We start from the raw sequence: 17,517 nt of genomic DNA, 5'->3' as shown, positions 1-17,517 counted from the left end.
GGTGAGCCCCGCTCCGGCCTTCCTCGGCTCCGGCGGCGGGTCGAATTCGTCGACGAAGTACGGGAATCGGATCTCTCCGGCGGCTTCGTCCGAGAGCGCGATGAAGAAATTGCGCGCATACATCAATCCTTCGACGATGCGGTGCGTCTCGGCGTAGAACGAATCGAGGTCCTCGGCGGACGTCGTGAGGTCGGCGATGCGATACAGCGCCGCCTGGAGCTTCGTCGCGCGGTCTCGCTCGGTGACGTCGATCATCGAGCCGATCATGCGGACCGGCTTTCCGGAAGGGTCGTGGATCACGTAGCCGCGGTCGAACACCCGCGCGTACGTCCCGTCCGACCGCCGGAAGCGGTACTCGTCGGACCAGGATTGCCTCCCGCTCTCGATCAGGGAATAGACCCCCGATTCCACCCGGTGCCGGTCCTCCGGGTGGATGTGGTCGGTCCAGGACTCGATCCCCGGCGGCGTCTCCGCCTCGTGGTATCCGAAGAGGATCCGAAACCCGTCGCTCCACCAGAGCGAACCGGCGACGAGGTCCCAGTCCCAAACGGCGTCGTTGGTGGCGCGGGACACGATCCGGAACCGCTCCTCGCTGCGCCGCAGGGCTTCCTCGGCGGCCTTGCGGCCCGAAATGTCGACGATCGAGCCCTTGATCACCGTCATCCCGATCTCTTCCTCCGGGATGAGCGAGAGATTGGCGATTACCCAGGCAGGCGTCCCGTCCCTGCGCCTCAGACGCACTTCGCGGTTCGTGAGCGTCGTCCGGTCGCGGAGCTCGGCGAGCAGCGTGTCGTGCTCCTCGCGGGAGAAATAGAGCTCCCGCCCGTTGGTCGCGATCACGTCGGCGGGGGAGTCGTAGCCCAGGATCCGCGCGAATGCCTCGTTGCACTCGAGGAAGTCGCACTCGAGCGTGCAGGTGTAGATGCCGGCGAGGCTCTTCTCGAAGAAATGACGGGTCCGCGCCTCCGCCGATTTCAGCGCGGAGAGCGCTTTGCGGTGTCGCTGATCCGAATCGGACGTGTCGGGCATGTTCACGGCGGGGACGGCGTCCCGCGGCGGAGAAATCATAGCCGAAGGGTCGCGCGAGCCTCGCGAGGCCGTCTTTTCCTTCACGATCGAACGATTCCGCGGCGGCCCCCGCGCCGGTCAGGGCCGCCGGAGTGTCCGGTCGACGCCGAACGTCCCGCTCCCGACCGCCGCCACGAAGAGGAAAACGAAGCAGAAGGCGACGGCGAGCTCGCCCTTGTTGACGATCGGCCAGAACGAGCTCGGCGCGTGCTGCGTGAAGTAGCCGACGGCCATCTCGCCGGAAGCGGCGAATGCCGCGACCCGCGTGAAGAGACCGATCGCGATCAGCGGCCCCGCGACGATCTCGACGACCGCGGCGGCGAAGAGGAGGGAGGGACGCGGGACCGGGCGGCCGCCGAGCACGCCGAAAAGCTTCTGGGCGCCGTGGCACGTGTACAGCGCGGCGACCACGAAGCGCATGAAACCGTAGAGCAAGTCGGCGGACTTCCCGAAACGCGGCTCCACGTCGTTCCGGCATGCAAGGCGGTGGCCGCGTGCGTGAATCGTTGAGTTGTATCGTGCGAGCCCGCCCGTGTATTTCTATCAACGTTCTCAGGATAAATCAGTTACGAGAAGACGTCCTACACACGGATGGTGGTAGCACTCTTTTATGGCAGGAGTATTGCTACCGCAGGAGCCCTCGAAAGGGGAGGGATCAAAATGAAAGCTCACGATCCGTTCAGGGGCCGGGCGATCCGGCGTGCCTGGGGGGAGAACTCGCGTCCGTTCTTCCTGGCGGCGGTCATTCTGGGCGCGCTCGGCGTCGCGCGGCTGGCGCAGAGCGCGACACCGGCTTCGGGGACCCTCACGGACACCTCGGGGCCGATCACCTATTCGTCCGGGCCGTTCCTCGCGGCGAATCCGACGCCGGTTCCCGAGGTCGACGCCGGTCCCGAGTGCGACAACCCGGTCCAGCCGTGCGACGACTACGCGCTGACGGTCACGCTGCCGGCCGGGTATGCGGTGCTGCATCCTTACGCGGGGGTGAAGGTGTCGATGAGCTGGGTGGATTCCGGCTCGGGAAAATCCGATTACGACCTCTACGTCTACAGCGGCACGGTCACGAACACCGACGGCTCGCAGGCCGCGGATTACCAATCGGCGAGCAGCGCGAATCCCGAAATCGCGGTGATCAGTCCCTTCCACGACGGCAGCCAGACCTATACGGTGAAAATCGTTCCCTATACGCCGACCGGCGAGACGGTGAACGTCGCCCTCGAGTTCCTGCCGGGCCCGGTCGGCGCCCTCGGGCCGTTCGGGGGGCCCGATCCCGCCGCGCCCGGCGTTGCGCGCTACCAGAACTTCTTCGCTCCCTCCGGCTCCTCGGCCGAGAACGGGTTCCAGGGCGAGTTCAACATCGGCTTCAACCCGCACACCGGCCGGATCATGACGATGAACACCGGGCCGATCTGGAGGTTGACGCCCCCGGAAGTCGTCGACCCGAACAAGCCCGCGTGCTGCGAGGCGCTCTGGGAGGATCGCACCAACGTCTCGACGATCACGGGGCTCGACCCGATCCTCTGGACCGACCAGAAGAGCGGGCGCACGTTCGCGTCGAACTCGACCGTGGGCGCCAATGCCGTCTACGGATATTCCGACGACGACGGTGAGACCTGGGTCCCGATCGGCGCCGGCCCGCCCGACGGCGGCGCCGACCACGAGACGATCGGAACCGGGCCGTTCCCGGCGTCCCTGTCGCTTCTGACGACGCCGCTCAATCAGGGGCAGAACACGATCTACTGCTCGCAGGACCTCGTCGGACCCGCCGCCTGCCAGCGCAGCCTCGACCTGGGCATGACCTGGGGCCCGGGTGTCCTCGCCTACACCGGCGACGGGCCGGACGGATGCGGCGGGCTGCACGGCCATCTCCACATCGCCGCCAACGGAACCGCCTGGCTGCCGGTCAATCAGTGCAACGGGCGGCAGGGAGGCGTGACGAGCACCGACGGCGGCGTCTCGTGGGCCGAGTTCGCGCTCCCTCAGAGCGTGTCCCAGGCGGAGGGCGCCGATCCCTCGATCGCGCTCGACGCCGACAGCACGGCCTACTACTGTTACGTGAACAACGAACCGGTCCCGGCCGGCAGTCTGCCGGAAGGGCACGTCCACGTCGCCGTGAGCCACGACGGCGGGCTCACCTGGACCAACGACTACGACATCGGCGCTTCCCACGGCATCAAGAACGCCGCGCACACGGAAGCCGTCGGCGGGAGCTCCGGACGGGCGGCGTGCGGCTTCCTCGGAACGAACGTCGCCGGCGATTACCAGGCGCCGAGCTTCCCGGGCAACTGGTACGCCTTCATCGCGACGACCTACGACGGTGGGAAGACGTGGACGACCGTCAACGCCACGCCGAACGACCCGGTGCAGCATGCCTCCGGAATCTGGCAGCAGGGAGGGAGCCACATCGATCGCAATCTCCTCGACTTCAACGAGATCACCGTCGACGACAAGGGACGCGTGCTCTACGGGTACAGCGACGGGTGCGTGAGCACCGGCTGCATCGCCGGCACCGCTGCCAACGACTTCACGTCCTTCATGCGCGTCGCCCGGCAATCCGGCGGCAAGGGTCTCTACGCCGGCCTCGACCCCGTCGAGCCGGCGGCGCCGAAGCCGCCGTGCCTGTCGGGCACGCGTGACGCGTCGGGCTCGTATCTCTCCTGGAAGGCGCCCGACAACGCCGGGTCCGACATCGTGAACTACCAGGTTTTCCGCGGCACGGCGCCCGGCAATGAGGTCCTCATCGGGCAGACGGGCAACGCGAAGACCACCTACATCGACGCCACCGCCGATCCTCAGGTTTCGAGCTACACGTACGTGGTCAAGGCGGTCAACGGGATCGGCGTCGGCCCGGCGAGCGACGAGATCGCCCTCGCCGTCTCGCAGGGGCCTCCAGAGAACGTCTGCGAGCCTCCCGGACTGACGAAGCTGACGGATCCCTCCGGCGACACGACGGCGACGGTCGTCACCACCATCGCCACGCCCGCTCCGCCCGGATCCGACCTCCTCGCGCTCCACGTGTCGCAGCCCTATTCCGAGGACGGCGTCGTCCGGCTGGTCTTCACGATCGACACCGATCCGGGCGAGTCTCCGCAGCCCGCGGGCTCGGCCTGGTACGTGGCGATGAAAGTCCCCGACCCGGCTCCGGCGACGTCGTATCACTACGTGGCCGTGCACATGGCGTGGCCTTCGATCACCCCGCTCTTCGAATCGTACGTCCCCGGCGCCAACACCAGCGGCGGCGTCGACGGACGGTTCGTGACACCGGGCAGCCAGAAGCCCCTCGAGCCGGAGAGCGCGTACGCGGCTCCGTTCGACCGGGTCATCCTCGTCGTCAAGGCGAGCGACCTCGGGCTCGCTCCGGGCGACACGATCGCGGGATTCCTCGCGGGCGTGTCGCAGAGCAGTGATCCGGCCAACATCGGCGTTGGCCTCACGGCTCTCTACGACCAGATGCCCGACAGCCTGGCGTTCACCGGCTCCTACACGGTGCAGAGCAACCAGCTCTGCAGCCCGGAGGGCCCGCCGATCGCGATCCTCCAGGCCAACCCGAACGTCGGCTGCGCTCCGCTGACGGTGTCTCTCGACGGCTCGCAGTCGTACGACCCGGACGGCGACGCGATCGCCTCCTGGGAGTTCGATTTCGGCGACGGGACGGCGCCCGTGACGCAGCCCTCGCCGGTCGCCAACCATGCGTACTCCTCGGCCGGAACCTACTCGGCGACCCTGCGCGTGGCATGCACCCGTGACGGAACGAGCTCGAAGGCGGCCCAGGCGACGATCACGGTTTCGGGGTCTCCGGCGACGCCGGTGATCTCGGCTCCGGCTTCGGCCAGGCCGAACCAGTCGGGGCTCACGGCGTCGGTCGCGAACCACGCCGGAAGCCGGTATTCCTGGAGCATCTCCAACGGTTCGATCACGGCGGGTCAGGGGACCAGCCAGATCACGTTCTCGGTCGGAACGAAGGGCTCCGCCACCCTTTCGGTGACGGAAATCTCCTCGGCCGGCTGTGTCTCTCCGACGGGGACCGCGACGGTCACGATCGGAAAGAAGTAGCCTCCCCGGGGCGCTCGTTGCGTGGGTGGGCCACGCAGCGAGCGCCCCATTTTTCCTCGAGCCAGCCACGCGGCTCGCGGCGCCCGCTCGCCCCGAGCCCGACGCCCGGCCTATACCTCCTTCCAAGAAAACCAAGGGAGAGGAGAGTGAGCCGGATCAACGCGGTCGTTTGGGCGGCGTTGTCGCGGGCATCCTCGTCGAGATCTCTCAAAACGTCCTGAACACCGTCGTCGTGAAGCAGCCCTGGGCGGACGCCATGCGGGCGCTCGGCAAGCCGATGGTCATCAATCCGAGCGCGCTGGTCGTCTGGATCCTGAGGGGTTTCGTCTCTGCGTCTGAATGTACGCGGCGATCCGGCCACGGTTCGGACCGGGGGCAGCGAACGCGGCGAAAGCGGGTTCGTGGCCTGGCTTCTCGCCGGTCTTCTTCCGTCGGTCGGAATGGGGAACATGGGCAAGGTCCCCGCGAGCCGGCTCGTGACGTCCGCGCTCTGGACTCTCGTCGAATCGATTCTCGCGACGATCGTGGGGGCCTGGATCTACCGGGAAGCTGGACCGGGCGGTACCGGTCAGGCGGCGAACCCCATCGCGGCGGCGATGCGTCGGAACTCGGGCTCTCCATGGAGGGGCCGCAGCCGCGGATCGATCGCGATGTCGACGATGCGCTCGCTCCGGTCGCGTCTGGCGTCCTCGAGGTGCGCGAGCGCGAGCTCCCGTTCGCCGATTCCGACCAGCGCGACGGCGACCTCGTAGGCGATCGAGGAGCCGGCGCGCGGCTCCAGCCGGGCGATCGCCTCCCGCGCTTCGGGGACCCGGCCGGATCGTCCGAGGGCGTGGATGCGGCCCGCTTCCGCTTCGGCGCTCTCCGGGGACAGCCGGACCGCTTCCTGGAACTCCGCGAGCGCCGCCTCGATCTCGCCGCGCTGCTCGAGGGCCATGCCGAGATAGAACCGGGCGTAGAAGTACGCGGGATCCATGTCGGCGCTGAACCGGCACTGCGCGACCGCCGCGTCGAAATCCCCCGAATAGAGGAAATGCCAGCCGAGATGCGTGTTGATCCCGAGATCGAGCGGCTCGAGCTCGAGCGCCCGGCGGCTTTCCGCGAGCGACTCCTCGGTCCGGCCTGCGGGAAGGAGGAAATGGGAGTAGGAGTGGTGTCCTTCGGCGTAGGCGGAGTCGAGCTCGATCGCGCGCCGGAATTCCCGTTCCGCGCCCCTTCCGTCCCAGTCGAAATAGAGGAGAACGCGTCCGAGGCTGGTGTGGGCGTCGGCGAGGCCCTCGTCCAGCTCGAGCGCCTTCATCGCCGCCGCGCGCGCGCGATCCATGATCACGCGCGCGGGAAGAGGCAGGCCGCCTCGCTCGAGAAAACAGTCCGCGAGCCCGGCGTAGGCCCGCGCGTAGCCGGGATCCGACGTGATCGCCTCTTCGAAGAGCGCGATCGCCTTCAACCGCTGCTCGGGGGTCCGCTTTCCCCACAGGTGACGTCCCTTCCAGTAGAGCTGGTAGGCGTGGACACTGGCGGTCTCCTTCTTGCGGGGGAGAGGGGTCGCCGCCGATGTCCCGAGCCGCGCGCCCAGGGCGGCCGTGATCTTCCGGGCGATCTCGTCCTGGAACGCGAAGACGTCCCGAACGTCGCCGTCGAAGTTGTCCGACCAGAGATGGTATCCGTCGGCCACGCTCGTGAGTTGCGCCGTGATTCGAAGATGATCGCCGGAGCGGCGCAGGCTTCCTTCCAGGATCGCGGTGGCCCCGAGCTCGCGGCCGATCGACCGGACGTCCTGAAAGCGCCCCTTCAGGGCGAAGACCGAGGTGCGGGAGGCGACGCGGAGCCCCGGGACGCGCGAGAGTCCGCCGATCAACTCCTCGGTCATCCCGTCGCAAAGGTACTCGTTCTCGGTATCGGGGCTGCGGTTGGCGAAGGGGAGGACCGCCACGGAGGGCGGGCCGGCGCCCTTCGCCGGCGACGAACGGTCGGCGCGTCGGAATTCGCGAGCCTCGTCGTCCGGCTCTCCGACGAGGCGAAGCGCGAACGCGAGGTCGCTCATCGACTGGAAGCGGCGCGCGCGATCCTTCTCGAGGCACCGCGCGACGATCCGCCGGAACGCGTCCGGCCCGGCGGACGAGAAGCCTTCCATCGGATCGAAATGCAGGACGCGGGACATCGTGTCGGCCGGCGTCGGTCCGAGGAACGCGCGCTCTCCCGTCGCGAGCTCGTAAAGCACGCACCCGAGCGCGAACACGTCGGCGCGGCCGTCGCACGGGAGGCCGCGCAGCTGTTCGGGGGCCATGTATCCGACCGTGCCGAGAACCGTGCCGGGCTCGGTCGCGGCGGCAGCGGTCTCGGCCCGCGTCCCGATCTCCGAAGGATCGGGTTCCGACCGGGCGATGCCGAAGTCGAGCACCTTCACCCGGCCGTCCGGCCCGAGGACGACGTTCTCCGGCTTGACGTCGCGATGGACGATCCCTCGGGCGTGCGCGGCCGCCAGGCCGTCGGCGACCTCCGCGCCGATCGCCGCCGCCCGTTTCCAGCCGGCTCCGCCCGGCGGGATGGCCTCCCGGAGAGACGCGCCCGCGAGGAGCTCGGTGACGAGGAAAAGGCGGCCCTGGGCCTCCCCGACGTCGTGGATCGCGAGGACGTTGGGATGATCGATTGCCGCGACCGCCCGCGCCTCGCGCTCGAACCGGCTCCGCAGGTCGGGGTTCGTCCCGGCGCGCTCGGCGAGGAGCTTGACGGCGACGTCGCGTCCGAGCCTTCGGTCGCGCGCCCGGTAGACCTCTCCCATTCCTCCCTCGCCGAGAAGCGACAGGATCTCGTACGGGCCGAGGAGCGTACCGGTCGGCAGAGCCATGGGGTGGACGACGATTATCCCTCACTCGGAGCGCCGTACGCTCGCCGCCCTGATCCATTCTCGTCATGCGAGCCTCGGGGTGCGGGCGGAAACTCGATTCGGGGGAGGCGCGCATGGAGCTGATGACCGCCATCTTCGAAAGACGCGCGATCCGCGCTTACGCCGCGGATCCCGTCGATCGCTCGCGGATCGAGGGGCTGATCGAGGCGGCGATCCAGGCGCCGAGCGCGCGCGACCTCGAGCCATGGGCGTTCGCCGTCTTCGAGGGAAAGGAGCGGCTGCGCGGATTATCCGAGGAGGTTCGACAGTTCCTCCTTGCGGGTCCCGCGGCGCGCGGGAATGCGGAGCTGCGGGAGAAGTGGAGCGATCCGGCCTTCGAGGTCTTCTACGGCGCGCCCGTTCTCGTTTTGATCTGCGCGACCTCCGCGGAGTCCCAGGCCGCGGAGGACTGCTGCCTCGCGGCACAGAACTTCATGCTCGCCGCGCGCGCGGCCGGGCTCGGGACCTGTCCGATCGGCCTCGCCCGGCCGTGGCTCGCGCAGGCGTCGACGAAGGAGAAGCTCGGCATCCCGGCCGGGCAGTTCCCGGTTTTTCCGATCATTCTGGGACGGGCCGGGGAGCATCCCGGACGGCGCCCCCGTCGGGCTCCCACCGTGCTCTGGCTCTGACCGTCCCCGGAAAGGTACGCCGCTTGCAGGATTCTCCCGGTTTCGTTCGGGAGGGAATGGCCATGTCTTCGACCGGTCCGGTGCCCAGGACGATCCTCATCGTGGAAGACGATCCGGACTCCCGCGAGATGTTCGTCGAGCTGCTGCGCGGAGGAGGCTACTCGGTGATCGCCACGCGGAATGGAAAGGACGCGATGACCTTCCTCGCGGTCAACGCCCCTCCCGACGTCATCCTCCTCGACATGTTCATGCCGGAGATGGACGGATGGCAGTTCCGCCGGGCGCAGGAGGCGGATGCTCGCCTCGCGGCCATCCCCGTGGTCGTGGTCTCCGCCGTCCGCGCCGCCGCCAACAGTGCGGTTCGGTCGGGAGCGGCCGCGTTCCTTCAGAAGCCGGTAGCCGCGGGCGAACTGCTCGACGCCCTCGAGAAGCTCTGGAGGGCGCCGGACGCGCCGGCGGAGAAGCCGGAAGCCGCCGGGGGCGACGCCGCGTCTCCGGCGGAAGAAGGGCTCTCTCCGACGCGTCCGGTCTAGATAATCGGCGGGTCGCGAGGGAAACTTTCCGGCTCGCGACCCGGACGTTCGACTCGAGACCTCGCCCTACGTCGCCTGCTGCTTCTCCCATTGCTCGCGCGTTGGCGCCTGGATCGGCGGGAGCGACTTCTTCCCGAGGTCGCGGTTGATTTCGGGAAGCGGGAGGATGATCTTCTCGTAGTCCCGGCGCGCCGTCTCGAGACGTCCGTCGAGCACGGGAATCTGAGCGAGCTGCCCGGCGGAAGGTTTCCCGCCGAAGCCGTTGATCGCGCCGAAGAGGTCGGTGATCCATTCACGGAGCTGCCGATCGGCGTCGGCCGGCATGCCCTCGAGCGGAGGATGCGACGTGGCGAGCGTCTTCGAAAGAGCGTCGAGGCGGTGCGAGAGATCCCCGAGACGGCGCCCCAGAGCCGATTTCCCGGCGTTGCCGGCGCGCGCCGCGGCCTGGTCGCGCACCGCGGAGACCGAGTCGGAGAGGAACGCGAGGTCTTCCTGCATGCGGTAGAGGCGCATCAGAGCGTCCTGGCGCGCGTCGATCTCTTCCCGGGAGTGCGGCAGGAGCGGATCGGCCGCGAGCACGAGCTTGCCGGCGTATGTCTTCTCGCCGTCGATCACCTTGACCGTGTAGGTGCCGACCGGGGCGGTCGGTCCGAACAGCGCGCCGACGGCGATCCCCGTGCCGGACGCGGTCCGGGGCGCCTTCAGCCTCGGGCTCCACATCACGCGGTTGATTCCCTTTCGGTTGCTTCCGGGCACCGTCGCGATCTTCTTCCCCGACGCGTCGTCGATCTCGATCCGGGATTCGCCCATGAGGCGGCGCTTGCCGCGCCAGAAATAGATCGCCGCGGCGTCCGGCGGGTTCTCTCCGACGTAGTCGCCGTCGCCGTTCCACGCCTGCTCCTGCTCCGGGATCCGGAGCCAGGTCGGGCGCGCTTCGAGGACCGTGACGTCGCTCGCGAGCACTTCCGGCGTGAGCTGGCGGAGCGGCGACACGTCGTCGACGACCCAGAAGCCGCGGCCGTGCGTCGCGAGCACGAGGTCGGAGTCGCGGGGGTGGATCGCGATGTCGCGCACCGGCACGCGGGGAAGGCCGCCGGTGAACTGCGCCCATTCCTTGCCGCCGTCGATCGAGAGGAAGAGACCCTGCTCGGTGCCGAGGTAGAGGATCGACGCGGATTTCGGGTCCTCCCGGATCACGTGCGCGTAACCGGCGACGTCCGGCGTGGCGAGCGCGGCCCAGGTGCGGCCGAAATCCGTCGACCGGTAGACGTAGGTCGCGAAATCGCCGCGCGCGTGTCCGTCGAACGTCGCGTACACCGTGCCCTTCGCGAAGCGGCTCGGCTCGAGCCCGGAGACCCAGGTTCCCTTCGGGAGCCCCGGGACGCGCGAGACGACGTTCTCCCAGTGCGCGCCGTCGTCGCGGGTGACCTGGAGGTTCCCGTCGTCGGTCCCGACCCAGATGACGGCGCGGTCGAGCGGCGACGGCCCGATTGCGTAGATCGTGCAATGGTTCTCGGCGGAGCTGTCGTCGGGGGTCAGGCCCCCCGACTCGACCTGCCGCTGGAGCTGCGGGTTGTCGGTCGTCAGGTCGCCGGAGATCTGCCGCCACGACTCGCCCTGGTCGGTCGACGCGAAGAGGTACTGCGCGCCGATCAGGAGGAGGTGCGGATCGGCCGGCGACAGGACGAGCGGCGCCTCCCAGTTGAAACGGAGCGTCTCGTCGCCGGGGCCGGGGTACGGCCGGATCTGCTTGGTCTCGCGCGTCTTCTTGAAATACTTGTAGAGCTCGCCTCCCTGGTATTCCCAGTAAAGGAGATCGGGATCGTTCGGGTCGGGAAACGCGTACATCCCGTCGCCGAAGCCGAAGTTCTTCCACGCGCCATTGCCGACCCCGCCCGCGCCGGCGGAGGGGCCGTACCAGCAGCCGTTGTCCTGGAACCCGCCGTACACATTGAAGGGGCGCGCGTCGTCGAGGGCGACGCGGTACGGCTGGGAAACGGGGAGCGTGCGCTGGAATAGCCACCGGCCGCCGCGGTCCCGGGAGACGTAGACGCCGCCGTCGGTCCCGAGCATCAGGTGGTCCGGGTTGGCGGGATCGATCCAGAGAGCGTGCGTGTCGGAGTGGTAGCTCCCGAAATCGAAGCCGGCCCCTCCCGAGAACGACTTTCCGCCGTCGTCCGAAACGGTCAGCACGAATCCCGGCTTGTAGACGCGATCGGGATTCTTCGGGTCGACGGCGAGATGCGAGAAGTAGAAGGGACGGACGCCGATGTTGAACGACGTGCTCACCATCGTCCAGGTTTCGCCCGCGTCGTCGGAGCGGTAGAGCGCGGTCTTCTTCGACTCGACCGTCGCGTAGACCCTCTCGGGGCGCGAAGGAGCGACCGCGATCGCGATCCGGCCGAGCTCGCCTCCGGGGAGACCGGCCGAGAGGCGCGTCCAGTGGGTTCCGCCGTCGAGCGAGCGCCAGAGGCCCGATCCCGGCCCGCCCGACCGGAAGAAATCGGGACTGCGGCGGAAGTCCCACGTCGCGGCATAGACCCGCTTCGGGTTCTTCGGGTCGATCGCGACGTCGGAGCAGCCGGTCGACGCGCTGACGAACAGCACCTTCTGCCAGCTCTTTCCGCCGTCGCTCGTCCGGTAGAGCCCGCGCTCGACGCTGTCGTTCCAGAGATGGCCGACGACGGCGGCGAAGACCGTGTTCGAGTCGGACGGATCGATCGCGATGCGCGCGATCCGCTCGGAATCGGGGAGCCCGGCGAGCTTCCAGTCGTCCCCTCCGTCGTCGGTGCGGTAGATCCCGCTCCCGACCGAGACGCTGTTGCGGGTGTCGCCTTCGCCGGTCCCCACCCAGACCGTGTCGGGGTGCGCCTGGTCGATCGCGACCGCCCCGATCGACTGCGTGTACTTGTCGAAGACCGGCTTGTACGTCACGCCCCCGTCGATCGACTTCCAGACGCCGCCCCCGGCGGCGCCGACCCAGATCACCTTCGGGTCCTTCACCGAGGCGTCGATCGCCTCGATGCGGCCGCCGAACGCCGCGGGGCCGATCGCGCGGGCGCGCAGCCCCGAGAGCGACCCGGAATCGAGCTTCGCGGCGGCCGCCGGAAAGGCCGAGGCGGCGCCGAGCGCCGCGGCGAGGAGCGCCCGGCGAACGTTCACTTCTTCTCCTCGCCGGCCGCGGGCCTGGCCGGCGCCGGCTTTTCGGCCGCGGGCTTGGCCGCGGGCGCCGGCATCGCAAACGCCGCGTCGTCGATCGCGACGTTGGGCTTGACGTCTTCGATCGTGAACTGCCCGACCGACTTCCCCTGCACCTTGTTCTCGATCGCGAACGGGAAGAGCACCCCTTCGATCGGCTTGAAGTTGGTCATGTAGCTGTCGATCTCGACCTCGGAGCCGTGCTGCTTGCGCTTGGACGTCTCCTTGACCGCGAGCCCCGTCTCGGCGTCGATGTAGACGTACGAAACGTCGCCGTTCTTCAGCGTGACCTTGAGCTTCTCGGCGGGGGAGCCCTCGACGTCTTCCTTGCCGACGAGCTCGACCGAGTTCCCCTTGGCCTTGTAGTCGACGATCGGGCCGTCCATGTCCGCCTGCTCGATCACGTCCTTCGCGTCGTCGGCCGACATGACCTGGGGATCCGGAGATCCGAGAAACGGCATGACGGCCCAGGCGGTCTTGCCGTCGTACGCCTGGACCATGGTCTTCCCCTGGATCGTCATCTCGAGGCGCATCTTGTCGGGACGCTTCCATTCGAGCCGCCCCGGGAACTCCAGCCCCTGCTGGTTCGCCTTGATCGACATGTCGACGCTCCGGATGGCCTTGATCTTTTCCATCCCGCCGCGTGCGGCGATGTTCCGCGCGATGACGTCGTCGGCGGTTTCGGCGCCGGCCGAAGCGGCGGCCAGAAGCGCCGCGGCTGCCAGGATCTTCTTAGCGGACAACCTGATCTTCATCGGACCTCCTCGTCTGTGGGCCGGACGGTCGCCGGCCGGTCTCTCATACGGGAATTATGGAAAAACGTTCTTGTTAGGACATGGCGAGACATTCTCGCCCAATATCGCATCGTCGCGCATGATATTGGACTGCGCCGGGTGATCTTCCCGTCGCCGGAGGAGTACGAATCTTGCTCTCTCGAGCCTTCGTGAAGACCCTGATCCCTCCGCGCGGAAAACGCCGCGGAATTCGAGCGGCGGCGGTCCTCGCGCTCCTGCCGGGCGCCGCGTGCGCCTTCTTCGTCCGGGAGGGAAAGCGCGGGTTCTTCTTCATCCAGTCCGAGCTCCGTCGTTCCGACGTGCGGATCACGCTCGACAAGAAGTTCGTCGAGGAATACAAGAACCGCGCGACGATCGGGACGACGTTCACGGTCGATCGCGCCGGACGCTATGCGCACGCGGGCTACCTCGACGGCGACCTCCACGTCGCGGGCCGGGCGGAGGAGATCGGCCTTCCGATCGTCGCGGAAGTCGAGAACGCGGCATCGAAGCCCGCGGCGGTCGAGATGGTACACCGCCTCGCCGGCACGGGCGAGCCGGTCCGGCTGACGGGGGTCTGGCGACTGTGGAGCGAGCATTTCGGCAAGGGGGGGCAGACGCAGGGCGACACACTCGCGCCTTTCGAGAAGACGAACCCGCCCCACGTGTTCGAAGTGCACCCGGTGACGCGGCTGGGCGGCCTGGAGCTCGATGACACGTTCCATCCGGTCCCCGGATTCCGGCCGGAGCCCGCGGGCGCCGTCCTCGAGAGCCTGAAGGACGCGAAGCTCCGGATCGTTCCCGAGGAGAAGACGATCACGCTGTACACGCGCCGGGAGGAGTTGAACGACGCCGATTTCACGATCGAGATCGGGAGCGAGACGCCGCTCGTCGTTTCCGACGGGCGCTTCGTCACCGCGGCCGTGGTCGGACCGCGCGGAAACCGACTCGCCGATCGGGTGCGGTTGGTGTTCGTTCGGGACACGGCGCCCGAGAAGATCGCTCGCTCTCTCGCCTCGGGCGATCGCCTGCATGTCTTCGGCATTCCCCGGATCGATCTCTCGGCCGTCTCGTATCGGGTCGAGCACGCGGCCGAAGAGCCGGGCGCGCTCGACGGGAAGCTTCCCTACGAGATCGTGGTCGTCGGGATCTTTCCGAAGCGCGCGGCGAGGAGGAGCCGCGCGGGCGCGGGGGAGACCGAGCACTGAGCGAGGTCGTCTGGTTTGGGGGCGAGGGCGGCGAGACGCGAGCGAGGCGGGGTGCGGGTCACCCGCGGCGACCGCAGGCGTACTGAAGGCCGTACGTCGGAGGAAGATGCGGGCGGCACGCGCCCGCCTCGCTCGATGTATCGGCGCGCCCGCCGACTAGCAGGCTGCTGAAAAACGAATCCGGGCGGCGTGTCACGAGTCTTGCCGATCGCTCGCAGGACGGCGCGGCGCTCCAGCTCGACGAGGCTTGGCGCCGGATCTTTACAACGCGCGAACGGCAAGACTCGCGCCACCAGAAGGTTGCGGCGGCGCAGGCCCGACTGCTTCGTTGCCGCGCCTAGACGATGCGGCCGGACACGCCCGAGGCGCGGCGTCTTCCATTCGAGTCCGCGGCGCTCGCATCCCCGCCACGGACCCTTTTTCAGCAGCCTGCTAGCCCATCAGCTTGAGGGCGGCCTCATACCCCTTCTCCTGGCGGACCTTCCGGACCTGAGCCTGCTTCGTTTTGGAAAGCGTCTTGAATCTCGCCATGTATCTTCCCTGGAGCTTTCGCTGGGCGCGGACCGCCGGGGACAGGTTCGGCTTCTTGCGCGCTTTTTTCGCGGCGGGAGCGGCGGTCCGCGCGGCGGCGGCTCTGCGGGCCCGCGTGGCTCTCGCGCGCCGCGCCGTGCTCTTCCGGCCGCCGGGAGTCGTCTTCTCGGATCCGCCGAAGATCGACCCCAGGTTCTCGAAGTGAGCCTGGAGCTCGGACAGTCCCGACTTGAGCTCAGTGATGATCGAATGAACGTTCTTTGCCAAGTTCAACTCCTTTGTTGCGATCGAATGATATCTCCGAATGACGGGATTGGTAGACAGTATCGAATGGGTCCGTGTCGTTCGATTTTCGAACAGGCGAACGTCAACGGGCGGAGAGGGAGGGCGTGATCAGGGCCCCGGTCGCTTCTTGTTGCGTGCAGAGCTTGCGCACGAGCTCCACGAGCTCGTCGATCGCGAACGGCTTCCGGACCGGGATCGCGCCTTTCGATTGCGAGACGGCCAACGCCTGAAGGTCGCCGGAAATGAAGATCACCGGGGCGAGACCGAGAATCGGCTTTTCCTCCCGGATCTCCAGGAACTGAAGTCCGTCCATGTTCGGCATCCGATGATCCAGGAGAATCGCGCACGGGTCCTCGCAGGATCTGAGGATCTCGATCGCTTCGCGGCCGTCGCGGGCGACGCGGGTCGTGAAGCCTTCTTCGCGGAGAATCCAGTCGAGCGCGTCTCGGGTATCGTCGTTGTCATCCACGATGATCACGAGGGATGTCAGCGCCATCGTGCACCTCTTTTCTGTGCAACAGCGGGTCGGCCCCCTCCCCGGGGTGACCTCTGGGATGTCCGGGGCAACCGGCGTGCCAGAACGGGCGCTATCACCGGGAAGATCTCGCCGGTGGTAGTGCCGCGCCCGGGCGCGATCGAGGCGCGGACATTCGGCTCCTCGGCGCGCCGAACGGTGCTACCATGCGTGCACTCCGTTTGGATCAAAAGCCTCGACCTCCGGGAAAGGGACGAAGTGCGTCCGTCCCTTTCCGAGGAGTCGACACCGATGAAAAGCTCAGAGTCCGCCGCCGGCCGGCCAGGATCGGCACACTGGTTCCTCAAGCTGGCGGGCCCGACACTGGCCAGTCTGGCAGCAGCGTCGTTCGCTCAGGGACAGCCGAATTTGGCACCGTACAAGCCCCCAGGTTGGTCGGCGCCCATCGTGGTCTCCAATGTCACCGGTTCTACCGACCTCGCGGCGACAGACGCGAGTGGGCTGAGTCCTACGGAATCGCTCTACGTGAACTGGGCGGTCGTCAACAACGGCAACTCCGCCACTGCCGCTCGCTTCTATGTCGAGGAATACGTCGACGGAGTCCTCTGGGACACGTGGCAACACGATTCCCTGGAGGCGAACACCTACACAGCCGCTGTGAACGATCCAATAGGCCCTCTGGCTCCCGGTACTCATACGGTCGCGATCGTCGTCGATTCGACGCATGCGATAACCGAGAACAGCGAATCCGACAATACTTACACGAAGACCATCAAGGTCCTGGGCGGGGGCGCGCGAAATGGAGCGAAGATCAAGCCCCTGCAAGGGCAACCTCCGTCGTCGGTCGGCAGGGGGCAAAGCCGGATCTTTCCGCTTTCGGGACGCGTGATGAACGGGGCCGTTGCAGGCTCGACGGTGAGGTTCTATGCGCTGAATTCGAACGGCTCGAAGGGCTCCCTTCTCGCGTCGACCGTCACGGACGTCAACGGGTCGTACGTGCTGTCGATCGCTTCGGCGCCTTCCGATTCGATACTGGCGGAATCTTCGGGGGGGCAGTACCGCGACGAAGCGACGGGGGCCAGCATCGCCCTTTCGCACTCGGACGTTCTGACGGCGGTGTTTTCCGCCCGCACGTCTCAAGTCGCGGTGACGCCGCTCACGCACATGTCAGCGGCGAGAGCCCGGGCGCTTGCCGCCGGGGGAGAAGCTCTGTCGACGGCCGTGAGCGCCTCCAACGCCGGAGTCGGGGAGCAGTACCAGATTCCCGATATCGTCCAGTTGCTGCCCGTGGCCGCCGACAGCTCGACCGAAGTTCGGACCTCGACCCGGGACCAGAGAGACTACGGGCTCGTGCTCGCAGGAATCGCGCAGGAGGCGCATGGCCTCGGGGTCCGCGCGATCGATCTCGCGCAGGCGCTCGCTGCCGACATGAGCGACGGAATCCTCGACGGAAAAGCCGGGAGCGCCTCAATCACGATCGCGGGATCGTCGGGCTCGGAGATCGAGGCCGACGGGGCCCGGCTCGCGAGCGCCCTCGGCGTCAATGCCGGCACGAGCAGCCTTCAAACGGGAATCGACATCTTCGTCGGAGGCGCCCGAAACAAGACCGGTCTCGACGTCTTCGACATCCTGAACCAGCCGGTTCCGGTCGGGCGCAGCGGCGCCTACGTGACGGGCGCCGTGCTTCCCGCGGCGAGATCGGGGAAGTCGTACGGCGCCGGCCCTCTCGGCGTTGCGGGAGGAACGCCGCCCTATTTCTGGACGTTCGCGGCGGGCACGGCGCATCCCGGCTGGCTTGGCCTGACCCTCGCCGGGCAGTTCGGAGGGAATGCCCCGCTCCTGCCGCCGGGGACGAAATTGTCGATTTCGCCGGTCTT

General features: G+C 67.9%; 12 protein-coding genes. 5 read left to right on the top strand and 7 right to left on the bottom strand.

Going from position 1 to position 17,517, the window contains the following annotated elements:
• On the bottom strand, window positions 1-1,029 hold a 1,029-nt coding region (locus VKH46_09540; protein HKB71074.1), incomplete at its 3' end, for a PAS domain-containing protein.
• A 117-nt stretch (window positions 1,030-1,146) separates the two neighbouring features.
• A complete protein-coding gene (locus VKH46_09535) occupies window positions 1,147-1,503 on the bottom strand; it encodes a DoxX family protein (GenBank protein ID HKB71073.1) in 357 nt (118 codons plus the stop codon).
• A 225-nt stretch (window positions 1,504-1,728) separates the two neighbouring features.
• On the opposite strand from VKH46_09535, the gene VKH46_09530 reads away from it, so the two are divergent.
• A complete protein-coding gene (locus VKH46_09530) occupies window positions 1,729-5,121 on the top strand; it encodes a PKD domain-containing protein (GenBank protein HKB71072.1) in 3,393 nt (1,130 codons plus the stop codon).
• Window positions 5,122-5,689: 568 nt separating this feature from the next.
• Here VKH46_09530 and VKH46_09525 read toward each other — a convergent pair.
• The gene (locus VKH46_09525) at window positions 5,690-7,969 is read right to left on the bottom strand and encodes a protein kinase (GenBank protein HKB71071.1); all 2,280 of its coding nucleotides are present in this window, start codon (window positions 7,967-7,969) and stop codon (window positions 5,690-5,692) included.
• Between the two features lie 113 nt (window positions 7,970-8,082).
• Between VKH46_09525 and VKH46_09520 the strand changes: the two genes are divergently transcribed.
• Together VKH46_09520 and VKH46_09515 are read left to right on the top strand one after the other, a co-directional pair.
• Window positions 8,083-8,637, top strand: a complete 555-nt coding sequence (locus VKH46_09520) for a nitroreductase (GenBank protein HKB71070.1) — start codon at window positions 8,083-8,085, stop codon at window positions 8,635-8,637.
• 62 nt (window positions 8,638-8,699) lie between these two features.
• Entirely contained in the window at window positions 8,700-9,170 is a 471-nt protein-coding gene (locus tag VKH46_09515; GenBank protein ID HKB71069.1) for a response regulator, read from the top strand.
• A 66-nt stretch (window positions 9,171-9,236) separates the two neighbouring features.
• On the opposite strand, the gene VKH46_09510 is transcribed toward VKH46_09515, so the two are convergent.
• Window positions 9,237-12,332, bottom strand: coding sequence for a glycosyl hydrolase (locus VKH46_09510; GenBank protein ID HKB71068.1), 3,096 nt, complete (start codon window positions 12,330-12,332; stop codon window positions 9,237-9,239).
• The gene (locus VKH46_09505) at window positions 12,329-13,123 is read right to left on the bottom strand and encodes a hypothetical protein (protein ID HKB71067.1); all 795 of its coding nucleotides are present in this window, start codon (window positions 13,121-13,123) and stop codon (window positions 12,329-12,331) included. Before VKH46_09505 ends, VKH46_09510 begins: the two co-directional genes overlap by 4 nt.
• A 170-nt stretch (window positions 13,124-13,293) precedes the next feature.
• Here VKH46_09505 and VKH46_09500 point away from each other — a divergent pair, with 170 nt between their 5' ends.
• On the top strand, window positions 13,294-14,349 hold the full coding sequence (locus tag VKH46_09500) for a hypothetical protein (GenBank protein ID HKB71066.1): 1,056 nt from the start codon (window positions 13,294-13,296) through the stop codon (window positions 14,347-14,349).
• Window positions 14,350-14,781: 432 nt separating this feature from the next.
• Here VKH46_09500 and VKH46_09495 read toward each other — a convergent pair whose 3' ends face one another.
• Window positions 14,782-15,147: a hypothetical protein gene (locus VKH46_09495; protein ID HKB71065.1), complete on the bottom strand. Its 366-nt coding sequence runs from the start codon at window positions 15,145-15,147 to the stop codon at window positions 14,782-14,784.
• Window positions 15,148-15,247: 100 nt separating this feature from the next.
• Complete coding sequence (locus VKH46_09490; GenBank protein HKB71064.1) at window positions 15,248-15,661, bottom strand: response regulator; 414 nt, start codon at window positions 15,659-15,661, stop codon at window positions 15,248-15,250.
• A gap of 504 nt (window positions 15,662-16,165) precedes the next feature.
• Between VKH46_09490 and VKH46_09485 the strand changes: the two genes are divergently transcribed.
• Window positions 16,166-17,517: CARDB domain-containing protein (locus VKH46_09485; GenBank protein HKB71063.1), on the top strand; the 1,352-nt coding region annotated here is incomplete at its 3' end.

Source organism: Thermoanaerobaculia bacterium (genome assembly GCA_035260525.1).
In the GTDB taxonomy this organism is placed as follows: domain Bacteria; phylum Acidobacteriota; class Thermoanaerobaculia; order UBA5066; family DATFVB01; genus DATFVB01.
Note: the sequence above shows the minus strand (reverse complement) of the source record. Positions and strands in the feature narration are given on the sequence as shown.

Coding starts and splice junctions, on each gene's coding strand:
- VKH46_09505 (HKB71067.1), bottom strand. CDS start 13,123: ATGAAGATCAGGTTGTCCGCTAAGAAGATCCTGGCAGCCGCGGCGCTT.
- VKH46_09490 (HKB71064.1), bottom strand. CDS start 15,661: ATGGCGCTGACATCCCTCGTGATCATCGTGGATGACAACGACGATACC.
- VKH46_09530 (HKB71072.1), top strand. CDS start 1,729: ATGAAAGCTCACGATCCGTTCAGGGGCCGGGCGATCCGGCGTGCCTGG.
- VKH46_09525 (HKB71071.1), bottom strand. CDS start 7,969: ATGGCTCTGCCGACCGGTACGCTCCTCGGCCCGTACGAGATCCTGTCG.
- VKH46_09515 (HKB71069.1), top strand. CDS start 8,700: ATGTCTTCGACCGGTCCGGTGCCCAGGACGATCCTCATCGTGGAAGAC.
- VKH46_09520 (HKB71070.1), top strand. CDS start 8,083: ATGGAGCTGATGACCGCCATCTTCGAAAGACGCGCGATCCGCGCTTAC.